The 14,734-nt window shown below is 65.9% G+C and carries 10 protein-coding genes and 2 pseudogenes; 7 read left to right on the top strand and 5 right to left on the bottom strand.

Annotated elements, in window-relative coordinates; translation table 11 throughout:
• Positions 1-62: 62 nt before the first annotated feature.
• From PKB_RS30595 to PKB_RS14800, 3 genes and pseudogenes are all read right to left on the bottom strand, one after another.
• A pseudogene (locus PKB_RS30595) lies at positions 63-1,874 on the bottom strand (T6SS phospholipase effector Tle1-like catalytic domain-containing protein); the annotation flags it as partial.
• 596 nt (positions 1,875-2,470) lie between these two features.
• Complete coding sequence (locus PKB_RS14805) at positions 2,471-3,082, bottom strand: Tli1a family immunity protein (RefSeq protein WP_084166649.1); 612 nt, start codon at positions 3,080-3,082, stop codon at positions 2,471-2,473.
• 309 nt (positions 3,083-3,391) lie between these two features.
• Positions 3,392-4,405 (bottom strand): AraC family transcriptional regulator, encoded by a 1,014-nt coding sequence (locus tag PKB_RS14800; protein ID WP_043257368.1) that lies wholly within the window; start codon positions 4,403-4,405, stop codon positions 3,392-3,394.
• Between the two features lie 348 nt (positions 4,406-4,753).
• On the opposite strand from PKB_RS14800, the gene PKB_RS14795 reads away from it, so the two are divergent.
• The 6 genes and pseudogenes from PKB_RS14795 to PKB_RS14770 form a co-directional block, all read left to right on the top strand.
• Positions 4,754-5,317, top strand: coding sequence for an RBBP9/YdeN family alpha/beta hydrolase (locus PKB_RS14795; RefSeq protein WP_043252873.1), 564 nt, complete (start codon positions 4,754-4,756; stop codon positions 5,315-5,317).
• 131 nt (positions 5,318-5,448) lie between these two features.
• Positions 5,449-7,296, top strand: a complete 1,848-nt coding sequence (locus tag PKB_RS14790) for a DUF1302 domain-containing protein (protein ID WP_043252871.1) — start codon at positions 5,449-5,451, stop codon at positions 7,294-7,296.
• A gap of 40 nt (positions 7,297-7,336) precedes the next feature.
• Positions 7,337-8,695 (top strand): DUF1329 domain-containing protein, encoded by a 1,359-nt coding sequence (locus PKB_RS14785; RefSeq protein WP_043252870.1) that lies wholly within the window; start codon positions 7,337-7,339, stop codon positions 8,693-8,695.
• 61 nt (positions 8,696-8,756) lie between these two features.
• Positions 8,757-9,821, top strand: a complete 1,065-nt coding sequence (locus tag PKB_RS14780) for a WD40/YVTN/BNR-like repeat-containing protein (RefSeq protein WP_043252869.1) — start codon at positions 8,757-8,759, stop codon at positions 9,819-9,821.
• Positions 9,822-9,847: 26 nt separating this feature from the next.
• Complete coding sequence (locus PKB_RS14775) at positions 9,848-12,283, top strand: efflux RND transporter permease subunit (protein WP_043252868.1); 2,436 nt, start codon at positions 9,848-9,850, stop codon at positions 12,281-12,283.
• Positions 12,284-12,555: 272 nt separating this feature from the next.
• A pseudogene (locus PKB_RS14770) lies at positions 12,556-12,765 on the top strand (transposase); the annotation flags it as partial.
• 96 nt (positions 12,766-12,861) lie between these two features.
• On the opposite strand, the gene PKB_RS14765 reads toward PKB_RS14770, so the two are convergent.
• Positions 12,862-13,233, bottom strand: coding sequence for a hypothetical protein (locus PKB_RS14765; protein WP_043252866.1), 372 nt, complete (start codon positions 13,231-13,233; stop codon positions 12,862-12,864).
• Positions 13,234-13,448: 215 nt separating this feature from the next.
• Between PKB_RS14765 and PKB_RS14760 the strand changes: the two genes are divergently transcribed.
• Positions 13,449-13,763, top strand: a complete 315-nt coding sequence (locus tag PKB_RS14760) for an I78 family peptidase inhibitor (RefSeq protein ID WP_043252865.1) — start codon at positions 13,449-13,451, stop codon at positions 13,761-13,763.
• 41 nt (positions 13,764-13,804) lie between these two features.
• Here the strand turns inward: PKB_RS14760 and PKB_RS14755 are convergent, their stop codons facing one another.
• Positions 13,805-14,731 (bottom strand): LysR family transcriptional regulator, encoded by a 927-nt coding sequence (locus tag PKB_RS14755; RefSeq protein ID WP_043252864.1) that lies wholly within the window; start codon positions 14,729-14,731, stop codon positions 13,805-13,807.
• Between the last annotated feature and the right edge of the window lie 3 nt (positions 14,732-14,734).

Here is a 14,734-nt window from a genome sequence, read left to right as displayed (position 1 = left end):
GATTTCCCGCTGCGCCTGGGCGATGCGTTGTTGGCGGATGGCCGGGCGTTGCTCGCGCACCAGGTGCCGATGGCCTCGGTCGGCGCGCGCAGGTGCGCGGCATCATCGCGCATGGGCAACGCCAACCCCGTGGTCTGGTCCAGCACCGAGACCAGCCTGGTCAGGTCCCTCGCCCCGTATTGGCCCGCCGCGCCGGCCAGGGCCAGGCGCTCGGCCGGGCTGCCGCGGCGGATGACATAGACCACCGAGGCGCTGAGCGTCGCCGCGCCCACCACGCCGCCGGCCACGCTGAGCAACGACAGCGGCTTGTTGCAGGCCTCGCCGAAATACACCATGCGGTCGCGGAAGTAGCTGGTCCACGGCTCGCGCGAGCCCTTCAGGGCGTAGTGCAGGAACCAGGCGCGCGAGTCGTGCACCTGGTCGTCGAACAGCGCGCGCAGCAGGCCGCTTTGCAAGTGGGCGTTGCGGCTTTCATCCACCTGGCCGCGCTCGGTTTCGTTGTCATGGCAGCTGTATCCCGACCGGGGCGGGAACAGCTCCTTGACCAGGCGCTGGCCGGCTTTCTTCATGCGTTCGTATTCGGCCTGCTCGTCATCGTTGTTGAGCAGGTAGACGGCGGTCGCCGGGAGGCTGTCCAGTGCCCACTCGAAGGTGCCGGTGGGCGTGCGGCGGGTGCCGCGATAGTCCTCGCCGAACTCCAGGGCGGCCTGGTGCAGCTGGGTCTTGGCCATGTCCGGGTCGAAGTCCTTGGGCCCCGGCTCCAGTGGCTTGCTCGGGCGCCGCGGGTCGTCCTCCTGCTCCAGCTGGGCGAGGCGACGTTTTTCGACCTCGCGCTGCTCGTCGTTGCGCCGGGTTTCGGCCAGCTTGCGGACCTGCTCGTCGCTCTGGCTGTCGGTGGCCTCCTGGTAGAAGGGGCAGCCCTCCAGGCTCAGGAAGGCATAACGGTCGATGCGCCAGGCGGTGATCCAGCCCATCTGCTCCTGCAGGGCCCTTTCCAGGCTGGTGGCGGCGCGGACCGGTTCGTAGTGGTTGGCCAACGAGTCGCGCAGCGGTTGCGGGTCGGCGTGCAGGCCGAGGGTGACTTGGCGCCAGGCGTTGAAGCGGTCGGCGAGGACTGGAGAAACTCGAAACTCTCGCAAGAGGTCAAAGGGCATCTTTCTCCATTGATATTGCTGAAGTGCTTCTGGCAACACTTCCTCGGGTACTTTCATGGGGGCGCCATGAGCAAGTGCATCGGCATAGAGGTCGTTCAGCGGAATCTGCGATAGCAGCAAGCTGTCGCCATCCATCTTGTCGCCGCTGTAGGCCTTGCCTTGCTCACCCGGCGGATAGCCACCGCCCAGGTCGGAATGCACGCCGGGATAGAGCACCTCCACCCCACAAGACGGGTAATGCCCATTGGTGCGGCGAATGGAGTCCAGGGGGAAACACAGGCGCTGTTCATGGCTGGCTACAAGGTGCAGGCAGCGCTTGATCCAGCCGCCATAGCCGGCTTCATCGGGCAACTCCATGGTGCCGTCAGCCCAGCTCATATGGCCCTCGGCGACCGGGGCGATATGGGCAACGCCGACCGAAGCCACGGTGTCCAGCAAGCCTAGGTACTCCACGCTCAACGGCAGCTTCTGCGTGCCGAGCAGCAGGCAGTGCTCGGCCGGCTGGTCCGGATCTGGTCGATGGAGGAATTGCGCCAGCCAGTTGACGAAGGCGCGGGCTGCAGCGGCGCCACGGGAGAAGCCGTAGACGTAGAGCTTGATGCCGAGCAGCTTCGAGGTGCCTGGTGTTGGCTGGGCCAGCGCGATACGCAGTCGTGGTGCCAGATCCGGCGCGTTCAGCAATCGTTCGAACACACGCCGGCGCAAGCTGGTGCCGCCCATGTCCAGGGCTGCCATCGGTGTGGTCATGGCGGCCACCGATTCCTTCAAGGTCGGCACATCCAGGCTGGGCAGATTGGCCATGCGCCGCAGGGCATCGACGATCATCAGCAGGCCCCAGTTGATGCGCTCCTCGCCATACAACGCCGTGGCCAGGCCAAGCCCGCTGAAGTCAAGGTCGCCGATCTCCGGGAACGGCGTGCCAACACCGGGCATGTAGTACTTGAAGAACTGATTGCTGCCCTCGTCCAGGCTGTCGGTCAGCCCCTGAGCCTGGCTGCCGGCGCTGGCGGTCCCACCGGCATAGCCGGCACCGATGGTGGCGCGGAACAGCCGGGCGATATTGGTTGGGTGCTGGGGATCAGCCACGAACAGGTCGTTGTTCAGGTTATTGCCGGTGCCGTCGAAGAACAGGCTGATATGCACGGTCTTGCAGCACGGGCGCTCCACCCGACGCTGAGCGGCCTGGCACAGGGCATCGTGGTAACCGACTTCCCAACTGCGTTGGCGTCGGAGATTGTCCTGCACCTGGGCAAGATGACGAGGTATGCGCCATTTCGAGGGAAACTGCGGCGGATACCAGAGCAGGTCGGAGAATTTCATTTCGGACATGCGTTCGGCTCCGGCAGGTGCAGCGGGGTCTTGATCGGATATTCGGGTGCGCCGTAGGGGTAGCAAGAAGTGGTGACCTGGAGTTGGTCGCAGGGGAGGAAATGCACGGTGATGCCGCAGACCTTCTGGCCCGTGTAATCCGGCACAGCAACGTCCTTGGTTAACTGCCGATTGTTGGCCATCATTTTCTTCTCCCACTCCTTATACTTCTGCCAATCATCAGCTGCTAGGAACCCCTTGGTGCTTGATTCACCTCGTTCCCAATCCACCCGCACCGTCATGCCTGGCCGCCATTGCGCCGGCGGCGAGTAACCCCAGCCACCCCCTCCGCCCTGATAGGGACCAATGATGTCGACGGCCGAATGCCCGTCGACGCTGAAGTGATTGATCGCCCAGTGAGTGTGATTGACCCCGTAGATGGTTCCGGCCTGGGCCTCGGCAGCGAACAGGCAGGTGATGAGTCCGCAGATGATGGTGAGCCAGGGCGGCGCGGCAGTGGGCCGGGCGTCCTTGTCTCTATGTATGAAAGAGATTGGCAGCTTGCGCCGCGAGCAGTCCCGAGACTGGTCTGTACTTTGTGGAGCTATGCGAAGTGGCATGGGGCCTCCGTGTGTGCGCTGGATGACACGAGCGACAGAGGTTTCGATGAGGTCCGGGCGAAACTGCCGAGGAGGGGCAGGGGACGCGAGGCGGAGATCAGGGGGAGTTACCAGAATGGACGGGCCTGCTGTGCTCGAGGCCGGGGATGCTTTCAGGCGTGGAGGCGGGTGTCTTTCGGGTGGGTCTGAGGGGGTTGTACGAGATTTCTTATTCCCGACGAGGATTGACCTCGGGCGGGTTGAATAAGGTTCGCGAGCAAGCTCGCTCCTACAAGAGCAGCAATTCCTCGCTGCTCTTGGCGTGGGGCCTTATTCCTGTTCCTTGCGCCCGTGCTCGCGGCGCCAGGCCGCCGGGGCCATGCCGAATTGCAGGGCGAACCAGCGGGTGAAGGAGCTGGGCATGGAGTAGCCGAGCAGGTCGGCTATTCGGCCGAGGGTGTAGCGGGGGTTTTCCAGGTAGCGCAGGACCAGTTCGCGGCGGACTTCGTTGATCAGGTCGGAGAAGGTCACGCCGTTGTCTTCCAGGCGGCGCTGCAGGGTGCGGACGTTGAGGCCGAGGGACTGGGCGATCTGTTCGATGGTGGCGCGGCCCATCGGCAGGAACAGGTAGATGGCCTTGCGCACTTCGTTGAGGGTGCTGCCGTCGCTCGCGCCGGGCAGCGAATCGACGAAGCTGCGGGCGTGGCGGACCATCGCCGGGTCGGCCATGGGGTTGGCCGCGTCCAGTGCGGCGGCTGGGCAGACGATACCGTTGAACTCGCTGCCGAACTCGATTTTGCAGTGAAACAGTCGGCGATGGACTTGCAGGTCGGTCGGAGCGTCGTGGGTGAAGTTCACGCTCAGCGGCTGCCAGTGCGGGCCGAGGAGGGCGCCGCACAGCCGGTAGAGCACGCCAATGGCCAGCTCGATGCCCTGACGGATCGGCATGGGGGGCACCGTGAGCAGCTCTTCGCGGAGGATCACCGTGCGGCCTTCTTCGTCGACGTACAGCGCCAGGGAATCGTTGAGCAGGTGGCGGTACTGGACGATGGTGTCCAGCGCGTCGCGCAGGGTCGCCTGGTGTGTGAGCAGCAGGCTGATCACGCCGAAGTCGGCGAGTTGCCGCGACTCGGCCATGCGCAGGCCGAAGGTTTCGCAGCCGCTGGCGCGCGCCGACTCTTCCAGCAGGCGTACCGCTGCGGCGGTGGGGATGCGCTGCTCGGGGTGTTCCAGCATCGACTGGCTCAGGCCGACCTGGCTGAGCATCTGCTGCGGGTTGAGGCCCAGGTGGCGGGCTACTTCCAGGTAGTTGGTGAGGGCCGCGATACGAACCATTGGAGTCATGCAGATCGCCTTCTTCTTCTTGTTGGCCGGGGAGGACCGTGTCGCGTATTGGAAAGCGCGGGGGCCGTGCATACCCGATTCCGGCTTGTGCCGAGACGACAGATTCTATCGATGGCCGCCTCGTGCGTGTTCGAAAGATTAGCCCAGGGCGGCTGCAATACCTTGTTCCAAATGCTCGCCAATGGCCGGAAAGCCAACAGTGGCAAGGCCTGCGCCAGGGCTGAAGGACGCGCCTGCCGGCGCCCCTGTCATCAATTGCGAAGTGCCTGACGCTCTATGCGAAGCACCACCCTCGGCTCGCCCGTACTGTCTTTCCAACATCTTCGAGAAGCCCTGCAAGGTGATCCGGTGAGCCCTAACAAAGACACGACCGTCCTCATTGTTCCCGGACTGCGCGAGCACGTCCCCGGACACTGGCAGACCCTGCTGGCGGCGCGCCTGCCGAACGTGCGTTCGGTGCCGCCGCTGACCGAGGACAAGCTCAGCCTCGACGCCCGCGTGGAAGCCATCCAGCGCGAGGTCGAGCAGATCGACGGGCCGCTGATTATGGTCGCCCACAGTGCCGGCGTGCTGATGGTGGTGCACTGGGCGGCGCGCTACGACCGCCCGGTCAAGGGTGCGCTGCTGGCCACCCCGCCGGATCTGGATGCGACCTGGCCGGAAGGCTACCCGACCCCGGAAAGCCTGCGCGAGAACGGCTGGGCGCCGCTGCCGCAGCAGCGCCTGCCATTCCCGGCCCTGGTGGCGGCCAGCGAGAACGATCACCTGGCCAGCCTCGCCGCGGTACAGCGCATGTCCCGCGCCTGGGGCGGCACGCTGGTGGAGCTCGGCTGCGTCGGCCACCTGAACCCGGCTTCCGGGTTCGGCGACTGGCCAGGCGCCGATGCGCTGATCCAGCGCCTCGATCACTGATTCAACACGGTAAGCGGAGCCGGCGCCTGGCGCCGGTGACGGGCCGCGCTTGCCTTAAGGCAGGCCGGCAGGGGTCGAAACCTGGCCCTGGAGCAAGTCGAGACAACAACAAGAAACCACGGAGCAACCCCATGCATCACGCGAAGTACCAACCACGGCCGCTGCGCCGCTGTCTGCTGGCTTCGGCCATCGTCGCCGCCATCGGCAGCCCGCTGGCACTGGCGGTGGAAATCGACACCGGCAACCCCGACATCAGCCTGCGCTTCGACAACACCGTGAAGCTCAGCTACGGGCAACGCGTGGAAGGGCAGAACAGCAAGATCGCCCGCACCGCGAACGTCAACGACGGCGACCGCAACTTCGCCGTCGGCAGCGCGGTCACCCAGCGTTTCGACCTGCTCAGCGAGCTGGATTTCGTCTATCGCGACAGCATGGGCTTCCGCCTCAGCGCCGCCGGCTGGTACGACCACGCCTACGACGACATCGCCAGCAACAACCCGTTCCCGGGCCAGGCCGGCAACCAGGGGCACCTGGTCGGCGCCAACGGCAACATCATCGCCCCGCGCGGCGCCAAGCCGGCCACCCATGGCTCGAGCAACTTCGCCGATCGCTACTACAACGGTCCGTCCGGTGAAATCCTCGACGCCTTCATCTTCGGCAACCACGAAGTGGGCGACGGCATGCAGCTCAGCGGCAAGCTCGGCCGCCACACCGTGTACTGGGGCGAGACGCTGTTCAGCGCCGCCAACGGCATCAACTACGGCCAGTCGGCCCTGGACCTGGGCAAGCTGTACAACGTGCCCGGCACCGAGGCGAAGGAGCTGTTCATGCCGCGCAACCAGCTGTCGGCGTCGCTCACGGTCAACCCGGAGCTGACCCTGGGCGCGCAGTACTTCCTCGAGTTCCAGAACTCGCGCTTCCCCGAAGGCGGCACCTACATGGGCCCCTACGACATGCTCAACGACGGCGGCAACGTCTTCTGGCTGCCGGTGCCGGCGCTGAACGCCTTCTACGGCGCGCCGCGCGGCCATGACCACGAGCCGAGCAACACCGGCGACTTCGGCCTGATGGCCAAGTGGAGCCCGGAATGGCTCGACGGCACCCTCGGCTTCTACTACCGCAAGACCTCCGACACCCTGCCGGCGGTCCTGGTGGACGCGCCGAACCTGCAGAAACCCGGCCTGGCAGGCCTGCAGGGCATGAACTACATCACCGCCTACGCCGACGACATCGACATCTACGGCATCAGCCTGTCGAAGGAAGTCGGTCCGGTGAGCGTCGGCATGGACGTGAACTACCGCGAGAACATGCCGCTGGCGAGCAACTTCACCACCGTCAACCCGACCCTCTACAAGGCGGCCCAGGCAGGCCGGATCAATGGCGCCAACCTGATCGGCGAGCTGCCGAGCGACGGCGAGACCGGCCTGGCCCGTGGTCGCACCTTCCACGTCGTGCTCAACGGCCTGGTGACCTTCGGCGCCACCCCGCTGTGGGACGCCTCGTCGCTGGCGGTGGAAGGCACCCTGACGCACCTGGTGGAAGTCACCGAGGGCGAGCAGACCTTCAAGGGCGACTCCACCTACCGCGGCGTCGACAAGGTCACGCCGAACGCCTACGCCATGTCGACCAACTTCACCCCGACCTGGTACCAGGCCTTCCCGGGCGTCGACCTGTCCATGCCGCTTTCCTACAACGTCGGCCTGCATGGCAACTCGGCGGTGCAGCTGGGCGGCAACGAAGATGCCGGCAGCTATTCGGTCGGCCTGGCCGCCGACTACCACCAGAAGTACCGCTTCGACCTCAAGTACGTCGATGCCTTCGGTCCCTTCGATACCTGCAAGACCGGGCACGACAACAACACCCCGGGGGCCAACGGCCAGTACCAGTGCATTCCCGGACAGATCACCTCCCAGGGAGGCCTCGCGCCTCTGCTGAAGGATCGCGGCATGGTGACCGCCTCGTTCAAGGCGACCTTCTGACTTACCTGACGCTCCCGACCCGGAGCAGGAGAGCAACACGATGAACTTCAAGCCCACCTTGATCGCCATGGCCCTCGGCCTGGCTATGAGCGGCGCAGCCCAAGCCGCTGTATCGCAACAGGAGGCCGCCCAGCTGGGCGGCGCCCTGACCCTCGTCGGCGCCGAGAAAGGCGCCAACGCGGACGGTTCGATCCCCGCCTACGACGGCGGCCTGACCACTGCGCCGGCCGCCTTCAAGGCCGGTGATTCCATGCGTCCGGACCCCTTCGCTGGCGAGAAGCCGGTGATGGTCATCGACGGCAAGAACGTCGACCAGTACAAGAACCAGCTCAGCGCCACCACCCTGGAACTGGCCAAGCGCTACCCGAGCTTCCGCGTGGACGTCTACCCGACCCACCGCAGCGCCGTCCTGCCCGACGCCGTGCTGGCCAACAGCAAGAAGAACGCCGTCGCCACCCAATCCCTGGAAGGCGGCACCGCCATCGACAACGCGCTGCCGGGCGTGCCGTTCCCGATTCCGAAGACCGGTGCGGAAGCCATGTGGAACTTCCTGCTGCGCTACCAGGGCGTGAACATCAAGGCCAAGTACGACTCGTGGAACGTCGACTCCTCCGGTAGCGCCAACCTGGCCACCACCGGCCAGGCGTTCATCAACTACCCGATCTACGAGAACCTCGACCAGCCGGTGAAAGGCACCGAGGTCTACTACCAGATGAAGCTGTACTACAGCGGCCCGGCGCGCCGCGCCGGCGAGGCGATGATGCTCAAGGACGCCGCCAACCCGCTGCAGCAACCGCGCCGCGCCTGGCAGTACCTGCCCGGCCAGCGCCGCGTGAAGCTGGCACCGAACCTGGCGTACGACACCCCGAACCCGGGCATGGCCGGCGCCGGCACCTACGACGACGTGTTCGTCTTCAACGGTGCGCTGGACCGCTACGACTGGAAGCTGGTGGGCAAGCAGGAAATGATCGTGCCCTACAACACCTACCGCCTGACCTACGCCAACGACATCAAGCCGGTGGTCACGCCGAACCACCTGGCGCCTGACTTCGTGCGCTGGGAGAAACACCGCGTGTGGGTAGTCGAGGGCACGCTGAAGTCGAACGCGCGGCACATCTACGCCAAGCGCCGCTTCTACCTCGACGAGGACAGCTGGGTCGCTCTGGCCTCCGACGAATACGACGCCCGTGGCCAGCTCTATCGCGGCTCCTTCGCCTTCCTCAGCCAGAGCTACGACAAGCACATCCCGGACGCCACTCCGTTCATGATCTACGACCTGACCGCAGGCTCGTACAACATCAACGGCGTCGTCGGCCCGTACGGCGGCATCAACTACATCGAGCCGCTGGCCGCCACCCAGTGGTCGCCCGAAGCCCTCGCCGGTAGCGGTATCCGCTAAGCGGATGAGCCCGGACGCGGCGGCCCTCGCGGCCGCCGCACCCTAGTACCGAGGAAGCCGTATGCAAACTCCCCTCAAGCTCGCCCTGGCCGGCGCCGGGCTGGGTCTGGCGCTGCTCGCCGCGCCGCCGGCCACCGCCGAGTACGTCGATGTGCTGGACCTGCCCGCGCAGCACAGCACCCTGGCGCTGGGCAGCCCGCTGTCGGCGATCACCCGGGCGGGCAAGCGCCTGCTGGTGGTCGGTCAGCGTGGCCACATCCTTTATTCGGACAACGACGGGCGCGACTGGCAGCAGGCCGAGGTGCCGGTCAGTTCCGATCTCACCGCGATTCGCTTCGCCGGCGAACGCGACGGCTGGGCCGTCGGCCATGACGGTGTGGTGCTGCACAGCGACGACGGCGGCGCGCACTGGACGCGCCAGCTCGACGGCCGGCGCATCGGCCAGCTGATGCTGGACTTCTACGCGGCCAATCCGCAGGCGGACAACGCCGCGCTGCTCGACCAGGCCCAGCGTATGAAAGAGGAGGGCGCCGACAAGCCGTTCCTCGACGTCTGGTTCAAGAACGCGAAGGAAGGCTTCGTGGTCGGTGCCTTCAACCTGATCCTGCACACCGCCGACGGCGGCTTGACCTGGACGCCGTGGAACCATCGCGTGGATAACCCGCAATCGCTGCACCTGACCGCCATCGCGGCAGTGGGCGAGGACCTGTTCATCGTGGGTGAGCAGGGCCTGATCCTGAAGCTGGACCGCCAGAGCCAGCGCTTCGTCGCGCTGACTTCTCCCTACAAGGGCACCTTCTTCGGCGTGGTCGGTGAACCCGGCCTGATCTTCGCCTATGGCCTGCGCGGCCATGCCGTGCGCAGCGTCGATGGTGGCGCGAGCTGGAGCGAAGTGAACACTGGCCTGCCGGTCAGCCTCACCGCCGCCAGCGTCGGCGGCGACGGTCGCCTCTACCTCTTCAGCCAGGCCGGGCAAGGCCTGGTCAGCCGTGACCTGGGCGCCAGCTTCGCACCGCTGGCGCTGAACGAACGCACGCCCGTCAGCGGTGTGCTGGCCAGCGGCGACAGCCTGCTGCTGGTTGGCAACCGTGGCCTGCAGCGCAGCGCGCTGCCGGCCGGACAATAAGAACAAGACAGCGAGATAGCCTCAAAATGGTCGACCTCAAGCAAGGCGAGATGCCTGTAGTCCGCGAACTGCGGGACTTCGATACGCACAGCGGCAACCTGCTGGAGCGCCTGGTGTTCAATCACCGGGTGCTGTTCGTCAGCCTGATCGCGCTGGTCACGCTGCTGCTGGGCTGGATGGCGGTGACGCGGCTGGAGGTCAAGCCAAGCTTCGAGAAGATGATCCCGCAGAGCCAGCCGTACATCCGCAACTACCTGGAGAACCGCGCCGCCCTGCGTGGCCTGGGCAACTCGGTGCGGGTGGTGGTGGAGAGCAACAGCGGCGACATTTTCGCGCCGGCCTACCTGGAGACGCTCAAGCAGATCAACGACCAGCTGTTCCTCAGCCCGGGCGTCGACCGTGCCTGGATGAAGTCGCTGTGGTCGCCCGCCGTGCGCTGGACCGAAGTGACCGAGGAAGGCTTCCAGGGCGGCGCGGTGATGCCCGACGGTTATGCCGGCGACGACGCGAGCATCGCCCAACTGCGGCAGAACATCGCCCGCGCCGGCATCGTCGGCAGCCTGGTGGCCAACGACTTCCGTTCGAGCATGCTGGTGGTGCCGCTGCTGGACCATGACTCGGCGACCGGCAAGGGCATCGACTACCGGACCTTCTCCCACGAGCTCGACGAGCTGCGCGTCAAGTACGAGTACCAGGGTGACCGCCAGGCCTTCGAGGCGGGCGAGCCGGGCAAGGGCGCGGTACGCATCCACGTGATCGGCTTCGCCAAGCTGGTGGGCGACCTGATCGATGGCCTGATGCGGGTGATGCTGTTCTTCGGCCTGGCGGTGATCTCGGCCTTCTGCATCATCTTCTTCTACACCCGCTGCCTGCGCAGCAGCCTGCTGGTGATCTTCTGCTCGCTGCTGGCGGTGGTCTGGCAACTGGGCCTGGTCGCCTGGCTCGGCTTCGCCCTTGATCCGTATTCGATCCTGGTGCCGTTCCTCATCTTCGCCATCGGCGTGTCGCACGCCACGCAGAAGATGAACGGCATCATGCAGGACATCGGCCGCGGCACCCATCGCCTGGTGGCCGCCCGCAACACCTTCCGCCGCCTGTTCCTGGCCGGGGTCACCGCGCTGCTGTGCGACGCCGTGGGCTTCGGCGTCCTGCTGTTGATCGACATCCCGGTGATCAAGGAACTGGCGCTCACCGCCAGCATCGGCGTCGCCGTGCTGATCTTCACTTCGCTGCTGATGATGCCGGTGGCGCTGTCCTTCGTCGGCGTCAGCCTGCGTGCCGCCGCCCGTGCGCTGCGCGAAGACCAGCTGGAGTCCCACGAGCAGGGCATCGGCCGGCTGTGGAGCCTGCTCGACCACTTCACCGAACGGCGCTGGGCGACCATCGCCCTGGTGGTCGCGGGAGTGATCGGCGGCGGCAGCTTCGCCATCAGCCAGCACCTGCAGATCGGCGACCTCGACGCCGGGGCGCCGGAGCTGCGCGCCGACTCGCGCTACAACCGCGACAACGCCTACATCACCAGCCACTACGCGCTGTCCAGCGACCTCTTCGCGGTGATGGTGAAAACGCCCGCCGAAGGCTGCCTGAACTACCGCACGCTGATCCTCGCCGACCGCCTGGGCTGGGCGCTGCAGCAGCATCCGGGCGTGCAGACTACCGTTTCGCTGACCAACGCGGTACGCCAGATCACCGCCGGCACCTACGAAGGCAACCCGAAATTCGCCAGCCTGCAGCGCAACCAGGACGTGCTCAACTACGCGGCGCAACAGGCTTCGGTGAACGCGCCCGAGCTGTTCAACACCGAGTGCTCGGTGATGCCGGTGATTGCCTTCCTCAAGGACCACAAGGCCAAGACCCTGGAAGAAGTGACGGCGATCGCCGAAGACTTCGCCAAGGCCAACAGCACGCCTGATCGGCAGTTCCTCCTCGCCGCCGGCAGTGCCGGTATCGAGGCGGCGACCAACAGCGTGGTGCACCAGGCGAACCACACCATGCTGCTGTACATCTACGCGGCGGTCAGCCTGTTCTGCCTGATCACCTTCCGCAGCTGGCGCGCGACCGTGGTGGCGATCCTGCCGCTGGTGCTGACCTCGATGCTCTGCGAGGCGCTGATGGTGTTCCTCGGCATCGGCGTGAAGGTGGCGACGCTGCCGGTGATCGCGCTGGGCGTGGGGATTGGCGTCGACTACGCGCTCTATCTGCTAAGCGTGCAGTTGCAGTTGCAGCGCGCCGGCCTGCCGCTCGCGATGGCTTACCGCCAGGCGGTGGCCTTCACCGGCAAGGTGGTGGCGCTGGTCGGCGTGACCCTGGCCGCTGGCGTGGTGACCTGGGCCTGGTCGCCGATCAAGTTCCAGGCCGACATGGGCATCCTGCTGACCTTCATGTTCATCTGGAACATGCTCGGCGCCTTGCTGCTGATCCCGGCGCTGTCGCACTTCCTGCTCAACGGCAAGCGCCTCTGAAGCCGCGCTGAAAAGAAGAAGCCCCGCATTTCAGACCGTGTGAAAACCTAACGGTCTGAGTGCAAGCCAAAGACAATGCCCGTATCGATCGATACGGGCATTGTCGTTCATGGGCTATATCCGCGGTGAAGGGCGTGGTCAGGGCAGCTTGTTTCCAGTGTCGCTGGATGAGTTGGTCCCTGAAGAACATCTGGTCCGCGTGATCGAGGCCTATGTGGCGCGACTGGATCTGCAGCGACTTGGCTTCAGCAAGGCGCAGGCGAGCAAGGTCGGACGCCCGGCCGGAGATGATGGCCAAGCGCCGGGCGATCGTCGAACACCCCTTCGGTAACCTGAAACAGTGGGTATTCGGCAACGGCCGTTTCCTGCTCCGACAGTTAGCGGGCGCCAGTACGGAAATGGCCCTGGCAGTACAGGCCTACAACCTCAAACGCGCGATTCAGGTGCTCGGCGTGCGTCGCCTGATCGAGTTGATGGGCTGATCCCTCTGAAAAACAAACGCCCCGAACCAGTCGGGGCGTTTGTATTGCCTTGCTCACAGCGTGTTTTCACACGGCCTGATCTGCGGGGCTTCTTGCTTACCAGCGACCGTAGCCGTGGCGGTAATGGCCGGGCGGACCGTAGTAACGCGGGCCGCCATAGTAGCGCGGGCCGCCGTAGTACACCGGGCGGTACACGGGCCCGCCGTACACCACAGCAACTGGCGGCGGAGGGGCGTAGTACACCGGAGGCGGCGGATAGTACGCGGCGGGCGGTGGGTAGTAAGCCGGCGGCGCGTAGTAGACCGGGGCAGGCGGGGCGACAGCGCTGGCGACGATGGCTCCACCGACTACCGCACCGAAGATCGCACCGGCAGCGGCGGCGTCGCCATTGCCGTGTGCCGATGCCTGCCCGGCAAGGGCGAGCGAACCGCACAGCAATACAGCGAGTTGAGGAATCCGGCGAAGCATCTGTCTTACCTCCTGAAATGCCCGAAATTTGCGTCGGGTACTTCCTAAGACAATGGGGTAAGAAAAAGTGTAATCAGCCTTCGGTAAAGGTTGTGTAAGCCCTGCCGGACGGTCGTTTCGGACATTTCACGCAGTAGCTGGTAACACTTTCCTCCATGGTCCTAAGGCAAGCCTTGCTAAGGTTGCCGCCTTTTCACTCAAGCCACGGAGGCCTTATGTCCTTGATTCGAGTCCTGCCCGTCCTGCTTCTGGGCACCACCCTGCTGGCCGGGTGCAGCAGCGCCGCCAAGCCCGGCGCTTCGACCGAGCCCACGGCAGCAGAAGATGCTCGCTGCAATGCGGAGTCCCTGCAGGCGCTGGTGGGCAAGTCGCAGACCCAGGCGCTGGTGGATCAAGCCCGCCAGCAGGCCGGGGCGAAGACCGCGCGGGTGCTGCATCCGCAAGACGCCGTGACCCTGGAATACAACCCGCAACGCCTGAACATCCACGTCGACGACAGCCTGGTGATACGCAGCGTCAACTGCGGCTGACCGCACAGTACGCGCCCGCTGCGCAATGCGCGGGCGCTGAGTCAGCGCGCGGAGAAACGCTGTTCCAGCCCCTGGGCGCGAAACCGCTCCAGGACGAACTCGACGAAGCAGCGGGTCTTGGCCGGCAGCAGCTTCTGCGCCGGGTAGTAGAGGCTGGTGCTGCCGGCGTCCACGTACCAGTCCGGCAGCACCCTTTGCAGCCTTCCGCTGTCCAGCCAGGGCACGGCGTGCTGCATGCTCACCAGGGTTATTCCGAGGTCCTGCAGGGCGGCATAGCAGGCGGCTTCCGGGTCGCTCATGTACATGCGCTCGCGCAGTTCGATGGATGCCTGACCCTTGCCTTGCCTATGCGTCAGCGCCCAGGGGCGTACGCGCCCGGTCTGCGGCGAGCGGATGCGAATGCCGTCGTGTTGCGCCAGGTCCTCGGGATTGCGGATCGGCGTGTGTGTATCGAGGTAGGCGGGGGTGGCGAGCAGCACCAGGTGCGCCGGCGACAGCTTGCGCGCGACGACGCCGGGCGGCAGTTCGAAGCCACCGCCGATGGCGGCATCGAAGCCTTCGGCAATGAGCTCGACCTGGCGGTTGTCGAAGTGCCAGTCGGGGCGGATCGCCGGGTAGCGGGCGAGGAAGTCGCCGAGCAGCGGCAGGATGTAGTCGCGGCCGAACACCAGGCCCATGCTCACCTTGAGCGTGCCGCTGGGCTGCCCGCCGGCGCTGGCCAGGTTGGCGATGGCGTTGCGGATGCTGCCCAGGCCGCCGGAGACCTCCGCGAGAAAACGCTCGCCGGCCTCCGTCAGGCTCAGGCTGCGGGTGCTGCGCTGGAACAGCCGCACGCCCAGATTGCCTTCCAGGCGGGCGACATTCTTGCCCACCGCGGCGGGAGTCAGCCCCAGGTGCCGTGCGGCGGCGGCGAAGCTGCCGGCCTCAGCGCTTCGGACGAAGCACTCTATGCTGTTCAGGGTTTCCATGTC

The sequence above is a fragment of the Pseudomonas knackmussii B13 genome, from assembly GCF_000689415.1.
In the GTDB taxonomy this organism is placed as follows: Bacteria; Pseudomonadota; Gammaproteobacteria; order Pseudomonadales; family Pseudomonadaceae; genus Pseudomonas; species Pseudomonas knackmussii.
Note: the sequence above shows the minus strand (reverse complement) of the source record. Positions and strands in the feature narration are given on the sequence as shown.

Bases quoted from the DNA above. Each gene is read 5' to 3' on its own strand.
- PKB_RS14805 (WP_084166649.1), bottom strand. From the start codon at position 3,082: ATGCCACTTCGCATAGCTCCACAAAGTACAGACCAGTCTCGGGACTGC.
- PKB_RS14800 (WP_043257368.1), bottom strand. From the start codon at position 4,405: ATGACTCCAATGGTTCGTATCGCGGCCCTCACCAACTACCTGGAAGTA.
- PKB_RS14790 (WP_043252871.1), top strand. From the start codon at position 5,449: ATGCATCACGCGAAGTACCAACCACGGCCGCTGCGCCGCTGTCTGCTG.
- PKB_RS14785 (WP_043252870.1), top strand. From the start codon at position 7,337: ATGAACTTCAAGCCCACCTTGATCGCCATGGCCCTCGGCCTGGCTATG.
- PKB_RS14780 (WP_043252869.1), top strand. From the start codon at position 8,757: ATGCAAACTCCCCTCAAGCTCGCCCTGGCCGGCGCCGGGCTGGGTCTG.
- PKB_RS14775 (WP_043252868.1), top strand. From the start codon at position 9,848: ATGGTCGACCTCAAGCAAGGCGAGATGCCTGTAGTCCGCGAACTGCGG.
- PKB_RS14765 (WP_043252866.1), bottom strand. From the start codon at position 13,233: ATGCTTCGCCGGATTCCTCAACTCGCTGTATTGCTGTGCGGTTCGCTC.
- PKB_RS14760 (WP_043252865.1), top strand. From the start codon at position 13,449: ATGTCCTTGATTCGAGTCCTGCCCGTCCTGCTTCTGGGCACCACCCTG.
- PKB_RS14755 (WP_043252864.1), bottom strand. From the start codon at position 14,731: ATGGAAACCCTGAACAGCATAGAGTGCTTCGTCCGAAGCGCTGAGGCC.